This is a genomic window from Anabaena sp. WFMT, assembly GCF_051781005.1.
Classification (GTDB): Bacteria; Cyanobacteriota; Cyanobacteriia; order Cyanobacteriales; family Nostocaceae; genus Anabaena.
On the sequence record NZ_JBPWOA010000005.1, the window covers coordinates 65929 to 90635 of the forward strand.

Genomic DNA, 24707 nt, shown 5'->3' on the forward strand with positions numbered 1-24707 from the left:
ACACGAAATAATGAGGCTGATGAATGTCAAGATCAAGAAACAGAACTCCCCTCTAGGGTATTAAAATTACTATGCCAGAAATACACCAATCAATTGCCCAGCATTACCACGAGCGAACTAAATACGACCCGGAGACGCTTGCTTCTAAAGGTCAGACCTTAGACTGGTCTAAGCAGCCAGTACCGTTTAAAGAATACAAAATTGGCTCAGATTTTGACCTTAAACCCTATTTGCAAGAAGAACCAGAGACTTTTGCCCATAACCCAGATGCTAAATGGTGGCGGCGACTTTCGCAACTGCTATTTCACAGCTACGGACTAACGGCAAAAATGCCTTCTATGGGTAGTGCGGTATATTTGCGCTCTGCTCCTAGTGCTGGGGGATTATATCCAGCAGAAGTATATTTGGTGTCTCGTGGTACACCTTTGCTACCACCTGGACTATACAACTATCAATGCCGGACTCATTCTTTGATGCAATATTGGGAAAATGATGTTTGGCAATCATTACAAACAGCTTGTTTATGGCATCCCACTTTAGAACATACTCAACTAGCTATTATCACGACTGCGGTTTTTTATCGTTCAGCTTGGCGTTATGAAGATAGGGCTTATCGTCGGATTTTTCTGGATACAGGACATCTTTTAAGCAATATTGAATTGGCTTGTGGAATTACTGATTATCGTCCTCATTTAATCGGCGGTTTTGTAGATGAAGCTGTTAATGATCTACTTTATATTGATCCTCAACAAGAAGGTGCAACTGCTGTCATTGCGTTGGCAGATTTGTTAGATGTCCAACAAAATTTACCTTTGGGAAAAACGGCTTTACCTTCAAGTACCGAAATCAATTATCCGGCAATTCCTGATGGTGAACTGTTGAAATATTTTCATCTCAGTACCCAAATTCAATCTAGTACAACTGGCAAGATGAATTTACCAACGGTACAAGCTGAAAGATCATTAGAGGACAAATATAATTTTCCTTTTTGTGAGAAAGTTTCTACTGTCACCACACCAATTAACTGGGGGGAAAATCTTTCGGAATTAGAAAATACTATCTATAAGCGGCGTTCTACTCGTGCTTATAGTGGAGATAATTTAAATTTTGATGAACTCAAAGCTTTACTCGATTTTACCTACCAGGCGCAAAATTATCTTGATCAAGGTTTAGATACTTCTCCTGATTACTTTGATTTAAATTTAATTGAAACATTTATTGCGGTTTCAGGAGTAACAGGATTAGATTCTGGCTGTTATTATTATGCACCCAAAGCACAGGAATTAAGACAAATTCGCTTTAAAAATTTTCGGCGTGAGTTACATTTTCTTTGTTTAGGGCAGGAATTAGGACGAGATGCGGCTGCGGTGTTATTTCATACTGCGGATTTGAAATCAGCGATCGCTCAATATGGCGATCGTGTTTACCGTTATTTACATATGGATGCCGGGCATTTGGGACAAAAGCTCAATTTAGCGGCAATTCGCCTCAATCTAGGTGTCAGCGGTATTGGTGGCTTTTTTGATGAACAAGTCAATGATGTTTTAGGTATTCCTAGTGATGAAGCTGTTTTATATATCACGACTCTGGGAAAACCAAGATAAAAAACCCCTCCAGGTGCGGATACTTTCTGCGCTTGGAGTACAAGTGAATATTTTTTATTCTTTAACCTCTGGAGGTAAATCTAAACTATAAATTTTTTGACCTTCCAAATTATGCAAACTAACAGTTAAAACTTCAGTTTTACCATCAATTTTCACAGTTCCAAAAAATTGCAAACCTGCACTTGGTGCTTGATTGAGTTTAATATCTGGAGATGCTGTTTGAAACTTCACTTCTGGACCAAAGGTGTTATCTAATTGGTTTGGGCCAAAGTTCCCTGCATTGAGAGGTCCAGCCACAAATTCCCAGAAGGGTTTAAAGTCAGTAAATTGAGCTTTATTCGGATCATAATAGTGGGCTGCGGCATAATGCACATCAGCAGTTAACCAAATAATATTTTGGATATTGTTGTTTTTTATGAAACTTAATAAATCGGCTAATTCTAACTCTCTTCCTAATGCTTTTCCATTTCCATTTGCAGCATTTTCAAAGTCAGTTTTACCATCACGAATTATCAACCCAATAGGCATATCACTGGCAATTACTTTCCAAGTTGCTTTTGAGTTCTTTAATTGATTCTTTAACCAGCGTATTTGAGGACTACCCAAAAATGCTGTTTCTGTACTTGCTACTGTTTGGTTATTAGGAGAATTTTTACCTCTATAACTACGTTTATCTAGCATGAAAATATCTAGTAATTGCCCATAATTAAAAGAGCGATAAATGCGTTTTGGATCTTGAGGATTAAATCGGATAGGAGTATATTCTAAAAATGCTTGTTTTGCCCTTGATGCTAATAAAGAAACATCCTTAACTTTGTATCTCTCATCATCTAATATTTGCCCAGGATACCAGTTATTTCTCACTTCGTGATCGTCCCATTGCACAAGTTGCGGAACTTGAGCATTAAAGCGACGCACATTTTCATCTAAGAGATTATAAATATAGTTACCGCGAAATTCCTTTAATGTTTCGGCAACTTTTGATTTTTCTTCAGTAGTGATATTTTTCCAAATGCTACCGTCATCCAAGCTTACTTCCGATTTAATCGGATTATCAGCGTAAATATAATCACCTGAATGGATAAAAAAGTCAGGGTTGAGTTTCCGAATAGATTCGTAAATTTTCATTCCACCCCACTCGGAATTAATTCCCCAGCCTTGACCTGCTGTATCTCCAGACCAAGCAAAAAATATATCTTTTCCTCTTCCTTGGGGAGCAGTTTTCAAATGTCCAATTACTGGGGCGCTGTAAATATTAGTATCTTTTAAATCTTGAAAAGTAACGCGGTAAAATATATCTTGTCCTGGTGGCAGATTCCCCAAATAAGTCCGGGTGGTAAAGTCAGTATTAGCCGCAGCTACTTGTCCCAATATCCGACGACTATTGCGAAAGTTCTCATCGGTAGCATATTCTATAATCATTCGTGCAGGGCAATCGCTTCTACTCCAAATGACAGCACTATTGCCGTTAATATCCCCACTAGCAATACCATAAGGTATGGTTGGACGGTTTTTATCTAATGTGATGAATGCAGGTGTCTGTGCTAAACCTGATTTTGACCCCAGGTTTGTAGCGACAATGCTACCGCTAGTCATTGCGGCTTGTAATAAAAATTGCCGACGTTTCAGTTTTTGCGACATATTTAAGTTCATAGATTTACTGGCTATACCAAATTGATATGAAGCTGCATAGAAAAGAGCTTCTAGATAGCTATATTCTCATAAGTAATATAGTATGTTCTCGCAGTTTCCCTTAAGAATTTTTTTCACTCTGTCCTCAATTCCGTACTTTCCCTACCGCCTTGTTTTCCCCCAAGAAAATTTTGGGGTGGTGTAGTGTAAGCGATTCCTACGGCGTACCCCTTCGGGGAAGCTACGTACGTGAAGCGTCTCGTTTACGTAGTGTCTCCGACAGAAGAAGAAAGCGCAGCGTTCGCTTACATGAGAATCAGTTTCATACATAATAGTTTATGCGTTCCTAAAATTTAATCGAAATGGCAGACTCCCATCACCTAAATCTGTAAGAGGTTGTCTCAGTAGCTCTTGAAAATCTAGATTTAAACCCAAAGAAAAATTTCCATCGCCATGATACTGGAGTTGAAAATAATTATTTTCATTCTCAAAATTATCCCGTCGAATGACTGTGATTACTCTTGCTGCTGTAGACAGAAATACCCAATACCGATATTGATCTGAATTGACATGATTAATAATAAAAGAACCCCATGATTCTAGCCATTCTTGGTAATTGGGCATCGAAATTGAATGTGCGAAAATACGACTCTCGTTAGTATATGAAGAGTTTACAACAAGTGCATTATCACGAACAAACGCTGATATATAGTTAATATTCTCAAAAGAAGGGTCGTATAAAATAAAATTGGTATCTTCCTGCCAAGTTATTTCTCCTTTACAAATGCGAAGCCCAAAAATAGTTCCCCCAACATACTGGTCAATAAGGTTATTATGGATACCGTATGACTGTACAACAGCAATGAGTATTGGCAGCATTCTGTCTGGGTCCAAATTACCCCTAGCTAGGAGAAATTGTATTTCCTGTGTTAAAGCGGCATGATATGAAGTGAGGCTTCCAATTTGTAAGTAATTAGACTGGTGATTACTTAGCCCATTCTTTGAATTCCAGTAAATAATTTGTGGCTCAGTATTTGAAGGAGCATAAGCTAATAACAATTCAACAGGTCGTCTAGAATCAAATGGGCCAAGGCTTGCATTTACTCTATTGAATAAATTTGTAATTGTTTCTGTATCACAAAAATTTTCTTTCAAAAATTCAACAATTTCTTGTGCGAACTGGACATCACCTGCAAAAGCTATAGCTGCGTTAGATGTTATAGGTATTATCTTTAATAAAGATTCTTCGACGTAATTACCTTTAACTTTGTCGTGCAGTTGACCAAAGCTTGATGTATTAGTAGTTGGTTCCACTAATTTTGTACACGCTGTGTCCCCTAATAGGTAAATAGATTCGCCGTATTTCCAGCCAATACAGTATGTCATGCTCAACTTTTAAAACACTTTATTTGTTTATTATACAAAAATATAAATGTTATATTTTTTACCCTTTAATACTGTCTTTTTGCTAACCGCCCTATCTGGTTACCCAACTTCCCTGTTTTGGTGAAAGTGAAGCTAACCGGGAGCATCCCAATTTTGCAAAGAGAGGGGGAGAAGGCAAGATTATTCGCGTCTACAAGTAAAACAAAGTTACTATTATAAGCAGAGATTATGAAAAAGCCCAAAAGCCTGATTCTGTCGTGGGGTGAATGATAAGTTGAAGAAAAATGTCTTCCTTTCTTGTGTCCGCCAGTACGATACGCAAGCTTTCTGTCTGTGTAGACAACAACCACCACGTCCACAACATAGAAAGAACAGAGACAAACTAAATTTTTGGGTCTGTTATCTGAGGGGTCACGATTCCAGTGGTGAACCTGTAAATTATATGCACTGGGTTTAATAGTGTCAGTAGGTTTTTCACCAGGACGTAAGAAGAAAGAAATATTCTTTATCCTGACTCCTGACTCCTGAATTCTTAGAAAATTTCTACTCCACTCTTTGCAATTTTGCTACTCTGGGGTCAATAATTTTCTGTCCTAAACTAGCAAATTTAATCGCTACAGTCACTTTATTTCCTTCCCCAAAAATGTGGGTTATTTCCCCAAGTCCAAAGGATTTGTGTAACACTTTTTCTCCTACCTGCCAGCTTTCGATGGTTTCTTGCTGACCAGTTTTTGCAGGTGCAGTTTTAGTAAAAGAGCGACTAACTTTGTTTCTAGTAGTTAATAATTCTTCTGGTAATTCATCTAGAAATTGCGATCGCATTGCGCGTTCTCTATAAGCATACAAACGGCGTTCTCTAGCGTGGGATAAAAACAAACGTTCTTGAGCGCGAGTAATCCCCACGTAACACAAACGGCGTTCTTCTTCTAAGGCTGAAGGATCATCTAATGAACGATTTCCAGGAAATAATCCCTGTTCTAACCCTACTAAAAATACTATCGGAAATTCTAACCCTTTAGAAGCGTGTAATGTCATTAAAGAAACTGCTGTTTGTCCTTCTTTTGAGTTATCTACATCTGGATTTGGACTCAGTGCAGCATTTTGCAAAAATGCTTGTAAGGAAATATCCTCACCTTCATTTTCCTCTTGAAATTGCAAAATGGCGTTATACAACTCATTAACGTTGCTAATTCTATTATCAGCTTCATCTGTACCTTGATTTTGCAAATCTTCAATATAACCAGAGTCTTCTAAAATTCCTTGCAAAATTTCTGAACCAGGAACTTTTGTAATTTGTTCTTGACCTTTTTTAATCATCGCTGCAAAATTATTCACAGCTTTTGCCGAACGTCCAGCTAAGGTATGAACTGATGTTTCATCACTTAATATTTCCCACAAAGTTGTACTTAATTGCTGGGAAGCATTCACTAAAGCGTCAATAGTAGCTTTACCAATTCCACGACGAGGTGTGTTAATAACTCTTAATAAACTGACTGTATCGGCTGGGTTACTAATTGCTCTTAAATAAGCGAGAGCATCTTTAATTTCTTTACGGTCATAAAACTTCATTCCTCCTACAACTGTATAAGGAATTTGATATTTAAATAACAATTCTTCAAAAGGTCGAGATTGAGCATTAGTCCGATAAAGAATGGCAAAATCACCCCAGTTTAATTCCGGGTTTTGATGTTCTAAGGTGCGAATTTGATTGATCACAAAAGCAGCTTCTGCTATTTCATCATCAGCTTGATGACAATAAATTTTTTCACCTGGATCTCGTGTAGCTTTGAGAATTTTATCAATGCGTTGGGTGTTATTTTCAATCAGTTCATTAGCAGCTTGGAGAATATTTTCACAAGAGCGATAGTTTTCTTCTAATTTCACCATTGAGCGAGTATCATCATCAGGTAAACCATCACCAAAGTTTTCCTGAAATTCTAACAAAATGGTGAAATCTGCCATTCTAAAGCTGTAAATTGACTGGTCAGCATCACCGACTACAAAGACAGAGCGATTTTCCCAGTTCCATTCATGTTTACGCTCTTCACCATTTGTCACCAAAAGCTGAATTAAATCATACTGGGTGCGGTTTGTATCTTGATATTCATCAACGAGAACATGACAAAATTTGCGATGCCAATAAGCTAATACTTGCTCATTTTGCTGAAATAATCTAGTGGGAACGAGGATTAAATCATCAAAATCAAGGGCGTTATTTTGTGATAATCTATCTTGATAGCGATTGTAAACATCAGCTATTACACGTCCGCGATAATTAGGTTGTTCACGCTCAAATTCTTGGGGTGAAAATCCTTGATTTTTGGCGTTGCTAATAGCGTAACGGACTGATTTAGGTTCAAACTTTTTGTTATCTAGATTTAAATCTTTAGTAACTATTTCTTTGATTAAACTCTGCACGTCAGATTCATCAAAAATGGAAAAGTTTTTATTCCAAGTTCGTCTTTTTTCATCTTGATATTTTTCAATATCCCAGCGGAGAATCCGAGAAAATAAACTGTGAAAAGTGCCACACCACATATCTTTGATGATGGTGCGGTAAACTTTTGATTTTAACTGGGTTTGTTCATATTCTGGTAATAAATCAAACTTTTTACCGTGCTGATTAATTGCCAAATTTTCGGCAAATATCCTTTGAATTCTATCCTTCATCTCCCGTGCAGCTTTATTAGTGAATGTCACTGCAAGGATATTTTCAGGATTGACACGGTGTTTAAGAATCAAGTTTGCAATCCGGTAGGTAAGCGCACGGGTTTTACCGGAACCAGCACCAGCAACGACTAGCAACGGGCCGCAGTAATGTTCTACGGCTTGACGTTGGCTAGGGTTAAGGTGGCTAAGGAAATCAATGTTTGTCGTCATGGATATGGAAGGAAGATGCGGTAACATCTATAAATTGTAGCTATTGGTCAGGGTACAATATCCTGAGGAAAGGTGGGTAAAGAAATATCATCTGTTTACTGCTAAACCCCTACACTCATGCTACAAACTACCTCTGGTTTAGATACCGCAAGAGTGTCAATGTTGCACTGTCAATGGTAAACTTACCTTAAAAGTAGAGCCAATACCAAGCTGACTACTGACAATAATCTCTCCTCCCATCATCTGGCAAAAATGACGGCTAATGGCTAATCCCAAGCCAGTACCACCATATTTCTTGGTAGTTGAAGCATCACCTTGTGTAAAGGGTTTAAATAACTGCTGTTGCTGACTGGGTGACATTCCAATACCTGTATCAATCACAGTAAAAGTAATCACACCTAAAGGAGCTTCTTTTAATACGTTTGTATTCTCATTCTTGACAACTAGCGTTACTTTACCGTTTGTGGTAAATTTAGCTGCATTGCTGAGTATATTTAATAATACCTGTCGCATTCTAGTTTGGTCTGCATACATTGTTCCCAATGGAACATCACAATCTAAAACTAATATATTGCCATTTTTTTCAATTGCTGGTTTAACAGTGAGAACTACATTATTAATCAAATTTATAATTTCAAATGTCTCTGGGTAGAGAGTCATTTTCCCAGCTTCAATTTTTGACAAATCGAGAATGTCGTTAATCAGTTCTAGTAAATGTCTACCAGCAGAATTGATAGTTTCTAAATCAGCAATAAAATCTGGGGAGACACCGACATCGATCGCATCATCTTGTAATAGTTGACTTAAACCAATTACTGCATTTAACGGTGTGCGTAACTCGTGGCTAACATTTGCCAAAAATTGGCTTTTAGCTTTACTGGCTGCCTCCGCTAATTCTTTAGCTTGTTGTAGCTGTTTCGTTCGCTCAGATACTCGCTCAATTAAGCGATTTAAAGATTTAGCAAGTAAGCCGATTTCATCATCGGTGGTGACAGGAGCGCGTAAATCAAAATTAGATTTTCTGGCTACCTGTTCAGCTACTTGAGTTACAGTAATGACTGGTTCTGCGATCGCTCGACTAGTACGCCATGCCATAATAGCAGCGATCGCTACAGATAGGAGCATACTGGCTATGACAATAAATCTCTCGACAAATCTAGCTTGCTCTACATCTCCCCGTCTTTCCCGCTCTTGTGATTGAGCAGTTTGTAAAATCTTCGTTAATTGATCCGATAAACTATTCAAATTATTGACTGTTTGACTATCCATAACAGCCAGCAACTTCTCTCGCGCTATGTCTAATTGTTGTGGCTGTACGCTTTGAAGATCAAGTTGCTGTAAAATATCCTCTATTTGCCGAATATAGTCTTCTAAGTTAGTTGAATAATTTAATAATAAAGTCTGTAAAGTAGTTCTGTTTGCAGCTAATATCTGAGGATTACTATCTATATATAGAGAGATGTTTTTTTCTATCTTCTGTGCTTGAGCAACAGACTCAATAAATTCACCTTTTTTATTGTTGAGCTTTCGTGCATCTCCCAACACAGCCACTAAGTTAGAACTATGTAATTGTGCCTCAATTACTGCATCTTTATAATTGTTTAATAATTGTTCTTGTTGATAAGCCTGGTTAAATTGCCTGACCTCTCTTCCCCGGTAATAGTTAGCCAGCACCAATCCAGTCAGGGAACCAAAAAAGCCAATTGCAATAGCCAAAAAGTAACCATAACCAATTTTCTGATGGATGCGCCAAGAACTGGCCTTAAGCTTCCCACGGGAGGGAAATTCTATAGTTGGGAGTTCTTCTATTTTTGGCTCTTCAGTTGACACTTTTTTGATTTGTAAATTTTTGCCAACAAGGGTTGGTTTTTCATCTGGCATCCCTACAATTTTTTTACCCTCTCACCAATATTACCAACCCAGTCTAGCTTTTATAATCAGTGGGAATATGATTAACATTAACATTATCCTCTTTGATAATAGGAATAAATCATTTTTCACAAAATAATAGTTTAGACTTATACCAAGACTGAATTATTCATGCTTATTCTCTCATCAGGATGAATGCATATCATAAAATGTCTTTAATGTCTAGTCTATCTGAACAGACAAAACAATTGTTACATATTAATATCAATCTGAATAAGTTAATTGACGAATGCGGCTGAAGATAGCTTTAATATCAGATAAAATCAGCGTTTAAACTTGTATGCATCAGAGGTAGACTAATTTTTGCATGATTTGTACTTCGATGAGTACGATGATGAGTAACTGACATGGCATGGGATCATCACAACCTGAGAATTACAGTTAATTTACAAGACAGAACTCAGAAAGTTGATTTTAATATATCCTGTCACCTTTTGACTTCTATCTCCCTACTGACTTTCTACCTTGTAGTTGATGCAGTATCTGTAACAGGAAAATTATGGTTATAGGACACTAAAAATCCTTTGTAACCTAAAACCAATCTTGCTGATCCAGGAGTCCATTGCCTACTCAGCATCCTTGTGGTTGAAATTGTGCGGATTAAGAAAACTCGACTATCAAAATTATAGGAGTGAAAATGCAAGAACCAGAATATACAACAGAAACCAAGTCAAAAGAGACAACAATCCCAGATATCAACAACCAAACAGGAAGCATTACCAAACTCCAGCCTCCTGTACAGTCTCAAGAGCAATGGATGAAATATGGGCAACAAATTTCTGGCTTTTTAGGCACATTGCCTGACTATCTAGGCAACTTCTTTAATCAATACAAGCAGCCTATAGTTAGCCTAGGGTTAGTGATTACAACAATTGTTGCAGTTAAGGTACTATTGGCTGTACTAGATTCTCTCAATGATATTCCTTTGGTAGCACCTACCTTTGAGTTAATTGGGATTGGTTACTCTGCCTGGTTTGTTTATCGTTATTTGCTCAAAGCCTCTACTCGGCAAGAGTTAACTGGTGAAATTACCACCCTCAAGTCGCAAGTTATTGGCAAAGACACTTCAGAATCTTAAGGAGTCAGGAGTCAGGAGTCAGGAGTCAGGAGTCAGCCCTTCGGCTTGTCTTCGACACACTACGTGAACGCTCAGGGCAAGGAGTTCAGGAGTAGGGGCGTGCAATATGCCCTTACTTACGCCACGCTATCAGGAGAAAGAGTTAATTTTTCTCCCCCTGCACCCTGCACCCCGCCCCCTGCTTTCTGCTACTCTTCTCCTCAAAGCACTCGTAAGATACTAGGAATACTGTCTATTGCTTCTAGGGTTTGAATTTCGGCTAAAGCTTGTCTAAAGTCTCCTTCTCGGACATCGTGGGTGACAACCACAATCTCTGCGAGTTTTTCCTGAAAGCCTGTTTGTACTACTGACTCTAAGCTCACGCCATATTTACCAAAGCAAGTACCCAATTTACCAATTACACCTGGTTGGTCTTTTGTCAAGAAACGCGCATAAAATCGGGTTACTAGTTCGGAAATTGGGGAAATTTGACAGTAATCTTGATGTCTACAAGCTAATAAGGGATTGGGTTTGGGCGTATTAGTTTTGAGAGTGGCGACAAGATTCAAGATATCAGAACAGACAGCACTAGCGGTAGCACCCGCACCCGCACCAGGCCCAAAAAACATGACCTGGCCAATGGGTTCTCCTTCGACAAGAATGGCGTTATAAACACCGTTAATATTAGCTAAAGGATGAGTTTGCGGAACTAGGGTAGGGTGAACTCTGACTGATAGTTGAGAGTTATCACTAGTTTGAACTTTGGCTATAGCTAATAATTTAATCACAAATCCTAATTTGGCAGCGTAGGCAATATCTGTCTTTGTAACTTGACGAATGCCTTCACAATAGACATCTGGTAAGTTGATTCTGCCACCAAAGCCTAATGAAGCCAAGATCGCAATTTTATCTGCTGCATCTAAGCCATCGACATCAGCAGTTGGGTCAGCTTCAGCATAGCCTAGTTGTTGGGCATCAGCTAAGACATCATTGAAATCGCTACCTTCTGTTTGCATCCTTGTCAGGATGTAGTTAGTTGTACCGTTCACAATGCCAGTGACGGCATGAATTCGGTTGACACTTAAAGACTGTTTGAGGGGTTGAATGACAGGGATACCACCGCCAACAGTGGCTTCTAACATCACATATACCCCTGATTCGTTGGCAGCATTGAATATTTCTGCTCCAAATCGGGAGATTGCGGCTTTATTTGCGGTGACTACGTGTTTACCATTTTTAATAGCGGTAAGGATGAGTGTTCTGGCTGGTTCTAATCCTCCCATCACTTCAACAATTATATCTATCTCTGGATCATTGACGATCGCTTCTAAATCGGTTGTCACTAACCCTGTAGATAATTCTACTTGACGGGGTTTGGAGAGCGATCGCACTCCCACCCGATATATTTCTAGCTCTTTTAACAGTGGATGACGGCCAACGCTATCTTGTAACAGTTGTACAGTACCTGTTCCCACTGTACCTAATCCAAGTATTCCTAGTTTCACACCCACAGATTTTGCACCCAATTCATTTTTAAGTGCCTCGGCTTAGAGTGCAGAGTGCTGAGTAGTAACAAGTATGGAATACTTTACCTCCCAGAACTGAGAACTCTTTCCTCAGCTATTTATATAAAACAATTGTAGGCAGAGCTTATGCCCTACCTACTGATTATCCTTTGTCTAATGACCAATGATCAATGACCAATGACCAAATTAGTATGTTTCTACGTGCCAGCGATGTGCTTTTTTGAGATCCTTCTGGTAACTACTCCAAGTCACACCTTCCTTAGCAGCAGCAGCAGTCAAAGCTGCATCAATACCATCTTCCATACCGCGTAAACCGCAAATGTAAGTGTGGGTTTTTTCCTTTTTAATCAATTGCCACAGTTCATCAGCGTGTTCTGCCACACGATCTTGGATGTACATTCTGCCACCTTCGGGGTTTTTCTGTTCCCGGCTGATAGCATAGGTGAGGCGGAAGTTATCTGGATACTTTTGTTGCATTTCTTCCAGTTCTTCCTTGTAAAGAACGTTAGGAGTTGTGGGTACTCCGAACAACAACCAAGAGAATCCCTTAAATTGGTATTCTGGATTAGCTGCTCTTTCATTATCCTTAAACATCCGCCACAGATAAGCCCGCATAGGAGCGATACCTGTTCCTGTTGCTAACATAATTACATTAGCTTCAGGATCTTCAGGTAACAACATTTCTTTACCTACAGGCCCTGTGATTTTTACATCATCACCTGGTTTTAGCTGAGTCAGATAAGTAGAGCAAACACCGTAGATTGTTTCGCCACTTTCAGGGTGTTTGTACTCTAATTGGCGAACACATAGTGAGATTGTCTTATCATCTACATCATCGCCATGACGAGTTGAAGCAATCGAGTACAGTCTGAGCTTTTCAGGCTTACCGTTTTTGTCAACACCTGGAGGAATAATACCAATACTTTGACCTTCGATATACTTCAAGTTGCCAGTAGAAAGGTCAAACTTTAAGTGCTGAACAATACCGATACCGCCTTCTTTAACTAACGGTTCATTCGAGATACACTTACCAATAAACGGAGCGTTAGGACGGTAAGTGTTTACAGGAACATCAGCGTGTTTGGCTTTCCCTTGAGTCATGGTGTTGCCTTTTTTATCCTTAGCAGGTGATTTAGCGAAGCCTTTGACTTCACTATTAGCATTCACAGGTGTGGCTTTACCATTTTCCTCACTGTCAGCATTCACTGGTGTGACTAACTTGCTTACTTCACTGTTAGCGCTCACTGGTGTGACTAACTCGCTTACTTCGCTGTTAGTAGTTTCCACAGCAGTTTTACCATTGACTGGTTCTAGAACTGTTATAGGGTGAATACTAACAATTTTGCCGCCTAGCCGAGTGATCCGTCGCATTTCTTGATTCATGCGGTTGTAAGGCACTCTGATGAACACACTGCCACTTTTACGAATTGGGTAGTCCGTTTGATCAGTTTCTTCGCTCTGACGCAAACCAACCACTTCGTAAACGAAGACGCGGCTACCTGATTCTATATTGGCAGCACCCTCAACAGCACCTTGATTGTACATTCTTTCTACCACTCCGATATTTACTTAACCGTTTATCAAAAAAAACATTCCCATCCTATGCCAGCTTTAGTTTACCGGATTTTCGTTGCACAAAACTGGCCGTCTGGGAAAACGGCATCATTTAATGATGCCTTGCTAAGTACACTCGGCCAAGACATATAGGTATGGTAAAAAACACACCTGTTCACCTTCTAAAGTAGAGGATAAGTCTTGGACAGAATGTTAATAGTGAATCAATTTAATCTTTTTTTTCGTGAACTATCTTTTCTAGATAAATATCCACTCAACCAGCTTTATCTGCTTTTAGCCCTGATCTATTAGGAAGTTAGTTCACCGCAATAATAGATTTTACACCTGATTAATATAACAGGTTTTACCACAAAATTATGTCCCGTTAGACTCAGGGCTATGTCCAAAGTGTTACATATATTTATCTTCCTACAAAATTGTCTTTCTACACGCTTGATGTAATATTTACAGTATTATTACTTATTGACAAAAGCTGCATAATCTTAATGAGTTAAAAATAGAACCCAAAAAAATTATTCATTCTGAATTGGTACACCAATAGATTATTTTTAACAGCAAATCTTGTTACAGAATGCATCTTTCTGTTAAAATCTAATATATCACTAGGATTAAATACTTACCAGCCAAGAGTCAGGATAGTTCCAATAAGTAACAAATATAACTTTGTTGCCAACTAGCCTAATATACTAATTTCGTGCTGGATAGCAAGAACACAGGACATTATCATTGAGGTAAATACCTGGCTTCAAAAATCTGCTGTGTGAAAAAAAATATTGATTGACATTTAGTATTTAGAGGAGATTTATGACTAAGCCGGAACGCGTGGTACTGATTGGAGTAGCTGGAGACTCTGGATGCGGTAAATCTACGTTTTTGCGTCGATTGATAGATTTGTTTGGTGAAGACCTGATGACAGTCATCTGTTTGGATGATTATCATTGCCTAGACCGCAAACAACGCAAAGAAACAGGGATAACGGCACTTGACCCCAGGGCTAACAATTTTGACCTCATGTATGAGCAAATTAAAGCGCTAAAAGAAGGTCAAGCAATTGATAAGCCGATTTACAACCACGAAACCGGCCTACTAGATCCAGCAGAACGGATTGAGCCAAACCACATTATAGTAGTTGAGGGGCTGCATCCTTTATATGATGAACGAGTCAGAGCCTTAATTGATTTCAGTGTTTACTTTGACATCAGCGATGAAGTTAAAATTGCCTGGAAAATTCAGCGAGATATGGCGGAACGAGGACATCGTTATGAAGATGTCTTAGCACAAATCAACTCTCGTAAACCCGACTTTGAAAAGTTTATCGAACCACAAAGAGAATTTGCCGATGTGGTTCTGCAAGTATTACCCACAAACTTAATCAAAAACGACACAGAGCGCAAAGTTTTAAGGGTACGTATGCTGCAACGGGAAGGTAAAGAAGGCTTTGAGCCAACCTACCTCTTTGATGAAGGTTCAACCATTCAATGGACTCCCTGCGGACGTAAGCTCACCTGTTCTTACCCTGGAATGCAACTATACTACGGTTCCGATGTTTACTACGGTCGTTACGTCACCGTGCTAGAAGTAGACGGTCAATTTGACAACTTGGAAGAAGTAATTTACATCGAAACTCATTTGAGTAATACATCTACCACGTATCAAGGTGAGATGACACACTTGTTACTTCAACACCGTGAGTATCCAGGCTCCAACAACGGTACTGGTTTATTCCAAGTGCTGACAGGGTTGAAAATGCGGGCTGCTTATGAGCGATTGACAGCTAAAGAAGCAAAGTTAGCAGTTCAAGTCTAAAGCAAGCAATGTTTGTGAACACAAAAGGGGGACATCTATGGGTGTACCCCTTTTTTTTGTATATGTAAAATCAATCTCATGTTTGGCAGCTTTCTACTAACCCATTTTTTTTGTAAATGTGTAAATCTTGTTATGATTTCATAAATTAGTATGAGTAACTGAACTAAATACTCTTTTTTTAGTCAGTGATCAAAATTCTTCAAGGAGGAATTTCCATTGTCTCGTCGCTATTTATTTACCTCTGAGTCCGTTACTGAAGGTCATCCAGATAAAATCTGTGATCAAATTTCAGATACCATTCTCGATGCTCTACTGACACAAGACCCGACTAGCCGGGTCGCGGCTGAAGTAGTAGTTAATACTGGATTAGTGCTAATTACTGGTGAAATTACTACCAAAGCCAATGTGAATTTTGTCAATTTGGCACGGAAGAAAATTGCTGAAATTGGCTATACTGATTCAATTAACGGCTTTTCTGCTGATAGCGCAAGTGTCTTAGTAGCTTTGGATGAACAATCACCTGATATTGCTCAAGGTGTAAATACTGCCCAAGAAACTCGCGCTGAGGATAGTGAAGAACTATTTGATCAAATTGGTGCTGGTGATCAAGGTATCATGTTCGGTTTTGCTTGCAACGAAACACCAGAACTGATGCCTTTGCCTATTAGTTTAGCTCACCGCATTGCCCGAAGACTGGCAGCAGTAAGGAAAACAGGTGATTTAGCTTACCTGCGTCCTGATGGAAAAACCCAAGTCACCGTCGTCTATGAAGATGGCAAACCAGTAGGTATCGACACAATTTTAATTTCCACCCAGCATACACCTAATATTGGGGATATTACTGATGATGCTGCGGTGCAAGCTAAGATTAAAGAAGACTTGTGGGATGCAGTGGTAGTACCTGTTTTTGGCGATATTGAGATTAAGCCAAATCAGGATACACGCTTTTTAGTTAATCCTACTGGTAAGTTTGTTATTGGTGGACCTCAAGGCGACTCTGGTCTAACTGGACGGAAAATTATTGTCGATACCTATGGTGGTTATTCACGACATGGTGGTGGTGCTTTTTCTGGTAAAGACCCCACGAAAGTAGACCGTTCTGCTGCTTATGCTGCTCGTTATGCGGCAAAAAATATTGTGGCAGCTGGGTTAGCGGAAAAATGTGAAGTCCAGTTAAGTTATGCCATTGGTGTAGCCCGACCGGTCAGCATTTTTGTGGATACCTTTGGAACTGGTAAAGTGGATGACGAAATTTTACTGGAATTAGTCAAAGACAACTTTGAACTGCGTCCAGCAGGAATTATCCACACTTTCAATTTACGCAACCTACCAAGTGAACGAGGCGGACGTTTTTATCAGGACATCGCGGCTTACGGTCACTTGGGACGTAGTGATTTAGATTTACCTTGGGAACGTACCGACAAGGTAGATGTGTTGAAAAAAGCTGCTAATAAGTCTCTTTCAGAAGTTGTTGCTCAGGCATTAAGTTAAAATCGGGTGATTTGAGATTACAACTAAAACCAAAAAACCTCTGCTTTTGTAACTATCAAGCAGAGGTTTTATATGTGATTATTGCTTTTTTAAGTACTAGTCACCCCTAAAATATCAAGGAGTTCAACCTAAACTTAATCCCAATCAGGTATTTCTGCGTCTTCACCACCAATACCGATACCAGTGTTATATATTTCCGCATCAGTAATAGTTAAGTCATTCATTGATGCTTGATACACGTTGGAATCGTTAATAGTCGCACTGGTGAGGTTTGCACCATTGAGATTGGCTTGCTTCAAATTCACGTTCGTGACAAAAGCTGATGTTAAATTAGCACCTGCCAAGTTTGCTCCAGTTAGGTCAGCACCTTCAAGGTTAGCATCTTTCAGGTTAGCTCCTTGGAGATTTGCTCCTCGTAAGTCTGCACCAATTAAATGAGTACCACTGAGGTTAACTCCTGATAGCTGACAATTTCTACATTCCCCAGTTGACAATAGCTTTTGTAGGTCTTGTGTATTCCCAGCTTGAACTGAGTTAGCTAAAAATAGGGGAGTGACTAAGGCTATAACTGCTAATAGCTGACGTTTCATAAAATTTCCCCCTTAATAATGGAGTAGCGTCCGTTCTTTCCCTCACGACTCCATTATCTCACTAAATGGCTAGAATATGTTGATTTACCTCACAAGCTAGATGTGATGTTTTAGCAATTGGCTAGTCAGGCTATAACTATTACTAGCGTTAGGTTTGAACTATGTCTGGGTACTGAAATTAGGTAAATTAATTCTGTTAAATTTAGTGTTAAATATTTTTAAGTTGCATCATACAGCATAGTTTGGCTTGAGTAGTAAATGAGTATTTTATCCTAGTAAAAAGCTTATAGATTTAAGAGATGGGACTGTTTTTTTGGAGGAGAAATTCTTGCATATACTTTGTAACTAATTCTGGCTGTTCTTGCTGAACCCAATGACCAGAATTAGGAATATATTTGATTTGTAAATTCCTGACATATTCTTGAGTGCCATAGGTGAGTTCTTTACCCAGTGCAGTGTCGTGTTCTCCCCAAATCATCAAGGTGGGAACTTCGAGAATACTCCAATTTTTGTTGAGGAGGCGCTGTTGAAAAATATTGCGATAATAGTTCAACATAGCTGTGAGTGCGCCACGTTTAGCGGCAGCATCTTTGTATGCTTCAATATCTGCTGTGGTGAAGGCGTTTTTATTGAAGGCTGTACCTTGAATGGCTTTGGCTATGGCTTCATAGTCTGAGGCTTGGAGGAGTAGTTCGGGAATAAAAGGGAATTGAAATAGGAAAATGTAGTAGCTGCGTAACAGTTGCTGGGGAGTGGTTAAGCCTTGAGAAAATTTGGCGGGATGGGGGAGGTTGAGTATAATTAGTTTTTCTACCATATCTGGGTGAGCATAGGCAAAATTCCAAGCGATCGCACCACCCCAATCATGACCAACTAAAACACAACTTTCGTATCCTAATCCCCGCACTACTCCCTCAACATCTTTAACAAATTCATCCATAACATAAGCCGATTGTGCTTGGGGTTTATCGCTATCGTTATAGCCACGTAAATCAACAGCAACAACCTTAAAATTTTGAGAAAATTCAGGAATTTGATGTCGCCAAGAATACCAAAATTCAGGAAAACCATGCAGCATTAACATTAAAGGGCCTTCCCCTTCGGTGACATAGTGCAGTTTAATATCGTTGGTAGTTATATAAGCGTGTATCCAAGAATCTTCGATAATAGACATAGAATTAAATTTGGTTAAAATTATTGAAATTGTTACCAAAAGCGATCATACAAAGTATTCTTCAGGAACACATCTACTAAAAGTCAGGGTGTAAATGAGTCAAGTAGAAATACGGGGTGTCTGGTTAAGCACAACTGATAGTCAGGTTTTCAAATCCAGACAAAGCATTGCTGAAGCGATGGAATTCCTAGCTGAAACGGGATTTAATGTCGTGTTTCCCGTTGTTTGGCATAAAGGTGTCACCCTGTATCCTAGTCCTACAATGTGGAAAATGTTTGGTATAGAAATTGACTCAAATTTTCTAGGTCGTGATCCTTTAATGGAAGTAGTGGAAGAAGCACGACGAGTGGGTTTAAAAGTCATACCCTGGTTTGAATATGGTTTTGCCAGTTCTTACAATTCAAATGGTGGGATGTTATTAAAGCAAAAACCTGAATGGGGAGCCTATGATTACCAAGGTAATTTATTGCAAAAGAATGGGTTTGAATGGTTGAATGCTTTTGATTTTCAAGTGCAAGAATTTTTGTTAAATCTAGTTTTAGAAGTCGTAAAAAATTATGACGTTGATGGTATCCAAGGAGATGATCGTTTCCCAGCTTTACCATCTGAAGGAGGTTATGATCAAGGAACTGTAAACCGCTACCGCCAACAATTTCAAAAAAATCCACCACGGAACCACAAGGATAAACATTGGTTACAGTGGCGGGCAAATATTTTAACTGATGTTTTGGCACTGCTTTATCAGGAAGTGAAAGCGATAAATCCTGATTTATTAGTGTCAATGGCTCCTAATATTTATGATTGGGGATTGCAGGAATATTTGCAAGATTCACCAACTTGGTTAAAGCGAGGAATTGTTGATATTATTCATCCTCAAATTTATCGTCGTGATTTTCTCAGTTATAAATGTATTATTGACAGGTTAGTAAATGAGCAGTTTACAGATGCAATGTTACCAAAACTCGCGCCAGGAATTTTAATCAAATTAGGAAAATATTGCATTAGTCCAGATTACTTTTTACAGGTGATTGAATATCATCGTCAATTGGGAATTAATGGGGAAGTATGCTTTTTTTATGAAGGTTTGCGAGAAAATAATAATCAGTTAGCGAAAGTATTAAAAAAGGGACCCTATGCTCAGTCGGCTTCGTTTCCCAAATTGGCAGATTTACAGAGTTTTGGTATGATTCATAGCAGGTCTACTTCTATTTTGCAGAGATTAGAAAAACGGTTGAGAAAATTTTTTAAGGTATAAAATCAGTGGTGAAATTCCAAATAGAACAGATTATTGAAATTCTCCAACAGGATTTACCGACATTGTTTGAGAAAGATATTTCTTATGATATTTATACACAGGATATCTTTTTTCGTGACCCGGTAAATAAATTTAAGGGTAAATTGAATTATCGGATTATTTTTTGGACTTTGCGGTTTCACGCTCAGTTATTTTTTACAGAAATTGCTTTTGATTTACATGATGTGTCTGAATCGGAGTCGAACACTATTTTAGCTAAGTGGACTGTGCGGGGTGTGTTACGTGTTCCTTGGCAAGCGCGGTTATTTTTTAATGGTTATTCGACTTATAAGTTGAATAATAAGGGTTTGATTTATGAGCATATTGATACTTGGGATAGGAAACCGGGGGAGATTTTAAAGCAGTTTTGGCAGCAGGGTGTATAGTGATGAAAATGCAAGAGCGTAAATCGCTCTTATTCCCCTGTTTTCTCTGTGGTTCGGTAAAAAAGCGATATCGGAAACTACCAAAGTGCGATCGCATAGTTTTATGATCATCAATTATGTGACCTTGATATTACTATGATATATTTTTTACAACACAGAGGAATTTCTCCCTGTTCCTCCGCATTTAAATTTAACTTCTCTGCCAAATTTTAATTGTCTTATCCAAACTCCCACTGACCAACATTTCTCCAGAAGCTGTGAAAGTCAAAGCTGTAACTGTATTAGCGTGACCAATAAACGTACCTAATAATTCACCCGTTTCTAAATGCCACAATTTGATAGTTTTATCAGCGCTACCACTAGCTATAATTTGTTCATTGGGACTGAGGGCTACAGCATACACACCATCTCTATGACTTTTGAGAGTGTGAATTAATTTCCCAGTCTCCAAATTCCAAACCTTGATAGTTTTATCGCGACTACCACTCACCAAAAATTTAGCATCAGCACTAATTGCTAAAGAACTCACAATGTGAGAATGACCCATCAGAATATGTAGAGGTTGTGTATCCTCAACATTTTTATTACTACCTGTAGAAGATGTATGCCAAATTTTAATTTTACGGTAACTACCTGTAATCAAAATTTGCCCATCTTGACTTAACACCATTGAATGAGCAGCTGTATCATCTAAAGATAGAGATTTTTTAACCTGGCGATGACACAAATCCCAAAATAAGATTCTTCTGTCATCGCCACCAGTTGCTATCATATTGCCATCAGGAGTAAAAGCAACACAACGCACACTCCCATTATGTTTATGCAAAATATCAATTAAATCTAGTGCGCCGGTATGCCAAATTTTAATTGTAGAATCTGCACCTACACTAATTAAAGTTTGTCCATCTGCACTAAAAGTCAAGGAATTTACTTCACCTACTAACCCCGATATTACCCAAGGATATTCTGACAAAGTTTCTATTAATTCACCCTTGGTTAGATCCCATAATTTCGTTTCTCCCCGACTACCACTAGCTAATATGGGTACAGTTTTACCATACTGATATCCAGAACTTTCTATTGGCACAGTTTTAACAGTATAAGCTAGGCAGTTAATACCTCTAGTGTGTCCTTTCAAAGTCTGCCAAAATTCCCACTCACCAATAATACTCTTTTGCGGATGGTCTGATGGTAAAGTTTGAATAGTCTCTGATATTATGATCTCATCTGCTATAGGCAGATCATTTTTTTTACCATTGAGCGATTCTAAATACCAATTTAATCCTCCTGCATATAATAAATTGCTAGGAGTTATAGACAGTTTTGGTTCAGTAAATTTTAGTTGATGTGCTGGTAAAAAACCAGCCATGACTGTTTGCTTTTCGTAGCCTAATTTAGTCGTTGCTGGATACAACAAACACAGAAAAATTAAAACTTGGTAATTTTTTACATCTTCTTGAGTGACTGACCAGCGAATTTTATCTTTTTTAATTCCGTTGAAACTTTCTCCATCTGCTACGTGAACTTGAATACTAATTTTGGGGTTATTAGTTAACCAATAAGTAAATTTACTTTCACCACGTAAATTTCCTTCATCATCTAAGACCATATTTTTTAAAGTGTCTTGTGGCACTTTTTTAACCAATTTACCTAACCTTTCTGTCATCAATTGATCGACAATTTGTTCTCGAACCAGATAATCCTCTGCTTGCAGTTGAAAATATTTAGGAAAGGGAATTATCCAGTCTGGTGGTTCAGGATATTCTGGTGGTATTGGTGGCGGATTTTTAGCGAGAATTTCTGCTTGTTGGCGCGAACATTCTACTATTTTTGCCAATGGCTCACCGCAAAATGCTACAATTTCACTATGACAACCTTTTACTTGACCTTCTAGAAGAGAAAGATCAGCAGTTTTAGGTTTTTTCACACGTTGTAAAAAGTCAGTTTGTTGAGCTTTGAGTAAGCTAATCCAATCCATCTGCATGATAGCGGCACAGTATTGCATACTTAAGGTAAATTATACTAAGGCAATTAGTTGGTTTTATAACTTTTACTTAAATAAAAATCCAGTAATTATCACGGTTTTATAGAACACAAATATAAGTTTGTGTTAATGGTAAAGAGACATCTGAATATTCATCAGATATTTCTAAAATTTTCCTAGGGATATTTAGATGGTTTCCATAGATTCTAACTAACTTGGAAAACAAGTTACTGTTTCTAGAGAAACAGTTATGGCAACAAGAGAGGTGTATGTCAGTAAATTCAAATTTTTGATTAGAGAACTCCACAAAAAGAAATGCCCAATGTCATTCTGTTCACGAAGTGTGGCGTATGACTCCTACGTCGTCACGCAAGCTATAGCTATACGAAACGAAGTGTAGTGAAGAATCCTCCGAGATGCTTTGCTACACTCAGCATGACAAAACAGGATCATTTATTTTGTGGCTTACTCTTAGATAATTTTAAAAATTATGCAAAGCAATATATATTAATTATTTGTGTAACTAACGCATCTATCTAGAAAAATATTTATGTTAAACACGTCTTACATTAGGGGTCTTAAACCCTTTCAGTTACCAAAAAGTCCTTCATTCCGTGAAATCCTTAAATCTGTTAAATCAGTGATAAAAAAGGGCAGGTATTAAACCCACCCTCAATATAAATTGTAGTTGTAATTACGAATCAATTACCAATTACTGGCGCACTCAAAGAGACGGTTTCTACTGCTTTTCCAGCCGTCAAAGTGGGTACAGAATCACGCAATCTTGCTGTCAATTGTACAGTTGTAGCGTCGTACATTTGTGTTAGCAACTTGGGATAAAAACCAATCCCGATAATTGGTATCAACAAACAAGCGATGATGAATACTTCACGGGGTTCGGCATCGATCAACGCTTGGTGAGAAACTAATTCTTCGTTTTCTTGACCATAGAAAATTTCTCGCAACATTGATAACAGATAAATTGGCGTTAAAATTACACCAACTGCCATCAAGAAAATAACGATAACTTTGAATGTCGGGTTATAAGCATCGCTAGTAGCAAAACCAACAAATATCATTAATTCTGCTACAAAGCCACTCATTCCTGGCAATGCTAAAGATGCCATTGAACAAGTTGTAAACATGGCAAAAATCTTCCGCATTCTTTTACCAACACCACCCATTTCATCTAGCATTAGGGTGTGTGTGCGGTCGTAAGTTGCACCGACTAAGAAGAACAAACTTGCCCCAATTAATCCGTGGGAAACCATTTGTAAAACTGCCCCACTTAAACCTAAATCGGTGAAGGAGGCAATACCAATGAGAACAAATCCCATGTGGGAAATTGAAGAATAGGCGATTTTCCGCTTGAGGTTACGCTGGGCAAAGGATGTTAAGGCAGCGTAGATGATATTTACTACCCCCAAAACCACTAACACTGGTGCAACGTAAGCGTGGGCATCGGGGAGCATTTGGGCATTCATGCGAATTAAGGCATAACCACCCATTTTTAGCAAAATACCTGCTAGTAACATATGCACGGGCGCTGTAGCTTCACCGTGGGCATCTGGTAGCCAGGTATGGAGGGGTATGATAGGCAACTTGACAGCGTAGGCAATCAGGAAGCCAGCGTAGAGTAAAAGTTGTAAATTGAGGCCGTAGTCTTTGAGGGCGAGCGATCGCATATCGAAAGTCACTGTATCGCCATAAAATCCCATTGTCAAGGAAGACAGCAGAATAAATAGCGACCCGCCAGCAGTGTATAAAATAAACTTGGTCGCTGCATATTGGCGCTTTTTACCTCCCCAAATCGACAGCAGGAAGTATATCGGCACAAGTTCCAATTCCCACACCAGGAAAAATAGCAGCATATCCTGGACAGCGAATACAGCAATTTGACCGCCATACATGGCCAGAATCAAGAAGAAAAATAATTTCGGCTTGAAGGTGACAGGCCAAGCTGCTAAAACTGCCAAGGTGGTAATGAATCCAGTCAACAGAATTAGGGGCATAGACAAGCCATCTGCCCCTACTGACCAGTTCAAACCTAGCTGTGGAACCCAGGGGTAACTCTCCACCAGTTGCAAATCGGGATTGGAGAAATCGTACCCAGTACAAAAAGCGTAAACAATCAGTGCGAAATCTATCAGCCCGACAATCAGGGAATACCAGCGCACTGTTTTGCCGTCTTTATCTGGGATGATAGGAAGTAGTAGTGACGCGGCTATTGGGAACAAAATAATCGTCGTCAGCCACGGAAAATTAGCTATATTCATCACAATCAGTCTGCAATTAAAATCTTGTTTGGCAAAAAGTCACTAGTTATTAACTAACAGCTTTTTGGCAATTTTCTCTTCATTGTTAGGTTGATTTAATTAAATTGGCAATCCCCA

18 protein-coding genes are annotated in these 24707 nt (G+C 38.7%); 7 read left to right on the forward strand and 11 right to left on the reverse strand.

What is annotated here, in order from left to right:
* Positions 1–71 precede the first annotated feature (71 nt).
* The gene (locus ACSQ6I_RS04265) at positions 72–1604 is read left to right on the forward strand and encodes a SagB/ThcOx family dehydrogenase (protein ID WP_438889092.1); all 1533 of its coding nucleotides are present in this window, start codon (positions 72–74) and stop codon (positions 1602–1604) included.
* Positions 1605–1658: 54 nt separating this feature from the next.
* Here the strand turns inward: ACSQ6I_RS04265 and ACSQ6I_RS04270 are convergent, their stop codons facing one another.
* The 5 genes from ACSQ6I_RS04270 to ACSQ6I_RS04290 all read right to left on the reverse strand — a co-directional run bounded on the left by ACSQ6I_RS04270 (position 1659) and on the right by ACSQ6I_RS04290 (position 9383).
* Positions 1659–3257: an alkaline phosphatase D family protein gene (locus ACSQ6I_RS04270; RefSeq protein ID WP_438889093.1), complete on the reverse strand. Its 1599-nt coding sequence runs from the start codon at positions 3255–3257 to the stop codon at positions 1659–1661.
* A gap of 315 nt (positions 3258–3572) precedes the next feature.
* Positions 3573–4550, reverse strand: coding sequence for a hypothetical protein (locus ACSQ6I_RS04275; protein ID WP_438889094.1), 978 nt, complete (start codon positions 4548–4550; stop codon positions 3573–3575).
* Positions 4551–4687: 137 nt separating this feature from the next.
* Positions 4688–5152 (reverse strand): HNH endonuclease, encoded by a 465-nt coding sequence (locus ACSQ6I_RS04280; protein WP_438889220.1) that lies wholly within the window; start codon positions 5150–5152, stop codon positions 4688–4690.
* 13 nt (positions 5153–5165) lie between these two features.
* Positions 5166–7502 (reverse strand): DNA helicase PcrA, encoded by a 2337-nt coding sequence (gene pcrA, locus ACSQ6I_RS04285; RefSeq protein WP_438889096.1) that lies wholly within the window; start codon positions 7500–7502, stop codon positions 5166–5168.
* A gap of 156 nt (positions 7503–7658) precedes the next feature.
* Positions 7659–9383, reverse strand: a complete 1725-nt coding sequence (locus ACSQ6I_RS04290) for an ATP-binding protein (RefSeq protein WP_438889097.1) — start codon at positions 9381–9383, stop codon at positions 7659–7661.
* Positions 9384–9778: 395 nt separating this feature from the next.
* Between ACSQ6I_RS04290 and ACSQ6I_RS04295 the strand changes: the two genes are divergently transcribed.
* Complete coding sequence (locus ACSQ6I_RS04295) at positions 9779–9940, forward strand: hypothetical protein (RefSeq protein WP_438889099.1); 162 nt, start codon at positions 9779–9781, stop codon at positions 9938–9940.
* 128 nt (positions 9941–10068) lie between these two features.
* Positions 10069–10509 carry a CAAD domain-containing protein gene (locus ACSQ6I_RS04300; RefSeq protein WP_438889101.1) on the forward strand — a complete coding sequence of 147 codons (441 nt, stop codon included), beginning with the start codon at positions 10069–10071 and terminating at the stop codon, positions 10507–10509.
* A 200-nt stretch (positions 10510–10709) separates the two neighbouring features.
* Here the strand turns inward: ACSQ6I_RS04300 and ACSQ6I_RS04305 are convergent, their stop codons facing one another.
* On the reverse strand, positions 10710–11999 hold the full coding sequence (locus ACSQ6I_RS04305; protein WP_438889102.1) for a homoserine dehydrogenase: 1290 nt from the start codon (positions 11997–11999) through the stop codon (positions 10710–10712).
* 201 nt (positions 12000–12200) lie between these two features.
* Positions 12201–13559 (reverse strand): ferredoxin--NADP reductase, encoded by a 1359-nt coding sequence (gene petH, locus ACSQ6I_RS04310; RefSeq protein ID WP_438889103.1) that lies wholly within the window; start codon positions 13557–13559, stop codon positions 12201–12203.
* A gap of 834 nt (positions 13560–14393) precedes the next feature.
* On the opposite strand from petH, the gene ACSQ6I_RS04315 reads away from it, so the two are divergent.
* The gene (locus ACSQ6I_RS04315) at positions 14394–15395 is read left to right on the forward strand and encodes a phosphoribulokinase (RefSeq protein ID WP_438889104.1); all 1002 of its coding nucleotides are present in this window, start codon (positions 14394–14396) and stop codon (positions 15393–15395) included.
* Positions 15396–15611: 216 nt separating this feature from the next.
* Positions 15612–16886, forward strand: a complete 1275-nt coding sequence (metK, locus tag ACSQ6I_RS04320) for a methionine adenosyltransferase (protein ID WP_438889105.1) — start codon at positions 15612–15614, stop codon at positions 16884–16886.
* Positions 16887–17020: 134 nt separating this feature from the next.
* Here metK and ACSQ6I_RS04325 read toward each other — a convergent pair whose 3' ends face one another.
* Positions 17021–17476 (reverse strand): pentapeptide repeat-containing protein, encoded by a 456-nt coding sequence (locus tag ACSQ6I_RS04325; RefSeq protein WP_438889107.1) that lies wholly within the window; start codon positions 17474–17476, stop codon positions 17021–17023.
* A gap of 292 nt (positions 17477–17768) precedes the next feature.
* A complete protein-coding gene (locus ACSQ6I_RS04330; protein ID WP_438889108.1) occupies positions 17769–18650 on the reverse strand; it encodes an alpha/beta fold hydrolase in 882 nt (293 codons plus the stop codon).
* Positions 18651–18744: 94 nt separating this feature from the next.
* Between ACSQ6I_RS04330 and ACSQ6I_RS04335 the strand changes: the two genes are divergently transcribed.
* Both ACSQ6I_RS04335 and ACSQ6I_RS04340 read left to right on the forward strand, forming a co-directional pair.
* Positions 18745–19905, forward strand: a complete 1161-nt coding sequence (locus tag ACSQ6I_RS04335) for a glycoside hydrolase family 10 protein (protein ID WP_438889109.1) — start codon at positions 18745–18747, stop codon at positions 19903–19905.
* 8 nt (positions 19906–19913) lie between these two features.
* On the forward strand, positions 19914–20330 hold the full coding sequence (locus ACSQ6I_RS04340) for a DUF2358 domain-containing protein (protein ID WP_438889221.1): 417 nt from the start codon (positions 19914–19916) through the stop codon (positions 20328–20330).
* Positions 20331–20520: 190 nt separating this feature from the next.
* Here the strand turns inward: ACSQ6I_RS04340 and ACSQ6I_RS04345 are convergent, their stop codons facing one another.
* Positions 20521–22314, reverse strand: a complete 1794-nt coding sequence (locus ACSQ6I_RS04345) for a WD40 repeat domain-containing protein (protein ID WP_438889222.1) — start codon at positions 22312–22314, stop codon at positions 20521–20523.
* 701 nt (positions 22315–23015) lie between these two features.
* Positions 23016–24590, reverse strand: a complete 1575-nt coding sequence (gene ndhD1 / locus ACSQ6I_RS04350) for a photosynthetic/respiratory NAD(P)H-quinone oxidoreductase subunit D1 (protein ID WP_438889110.1) — start codon at positions 24588–24590, stop codon at positions 23016–23018.
* Between the last annotated feature and the right edge of the window lie 117 nt (positions 24591–24707).

What these genes read in the sequence shown, in the direction of transcription:
- ACSQ6I_RS04265 (WP_438889092.1), top strand. Translation starts at nt 72, where the DNA reads ATGCCAGAAATACACCAATCAATTGCCCAGCATTACCACGAGCGAACT.
- ACSQ6I_RS04270 (WP_438889093.1), bottom strand. Translation starts at nt 3,257, where the DNA reads ATGAACTTAAATATGTCGCAAAAACTGAAACGTCGGCAATTTTTATTA.
- pcrA (WP_438889096.1), bottom strand. Translation starts at nt 7,502, where the DNA reads ATGACGACAAACATTGATTTCCTTAGCCACCTTAACCCTAGCCAACGT.
- ACSQ6I_RS04290 (WP_438889097.1), bottom strand. Translation starts at nt 9,383, where the DNA reads ATGCCAGATGAAAAACCAACCCTTGTTGGCAAAAATTTACAAATCAAA.
- ACSQ6I_RS04295 (WP_438889099.1), top strand. Translation starts at nt 9,779, where the DNA reads ATGGCATGGGATCATCACAACCTGAGAATTACAGTTAATTTACAAGAC.
- ACSQ6I_RS04300 (WP_438889101.1), top strand. Translation starts at nt 10,069, where the DNA reads ATGCAAGAACCAGAATATACAACAGAAACCAAGTCAAAAGAGACAACA.
- petH (WP_438889103.1), bottom strand. Translation starts at nt 13,559, where the DNA reads ATGTACAATCAAGGTGCTGTTGAGGGTGCTGCCAATATAGAATCAGGT.
- ACSQ6I_RS04315 (WP_438889104.1), top strand. Translation starts at nt 14,394, where the DNA reads ATGACTAAGCCGGAACGCGTGGTACTGATTGGAGTAGCTGGAGACTCT.
- ACSQ6I_RS04325 (WP_438889107.1), bottom strand. Translation starts at nt 17,476, where the DNA reads ATGAAACGTCAGCTATTAGCAGTTATAGCCTTAGTCACTCCCCTATTT.
- ACSQ6I_RS04330 (WP_438889108.1), bottom strand. Translation starts at nt 18,650, where the DNA reads ATGTCTATTATCGAAGATTCTTGGATACACGCTTATATAACTACCAAC.
- ACSQ6I_RS04335 (WP_438889109.1), top strand. Translation starts at nt 18,745, where the DNA reads ATGAGTCAAGTAGAAATACGGGGTGTCTGGTTAAGCACAACTGATAGT.
- ACSQ6I_RS04345 (WP_438889222.1), bottom strand. Translation starts at nt 22,314, where the DNA reads ATGCAGATGGATTGGATTAGCTTACTCAAAGCTCAACAAACTGACTTT.
- ndhD1 (WP_438889110.1), bottom strand. Translation starts at nt 24,590, where the DNA reads ATGAATATAGCTAATTTTCCGTGGCTGACGACGATTATTTTGTTCCCA.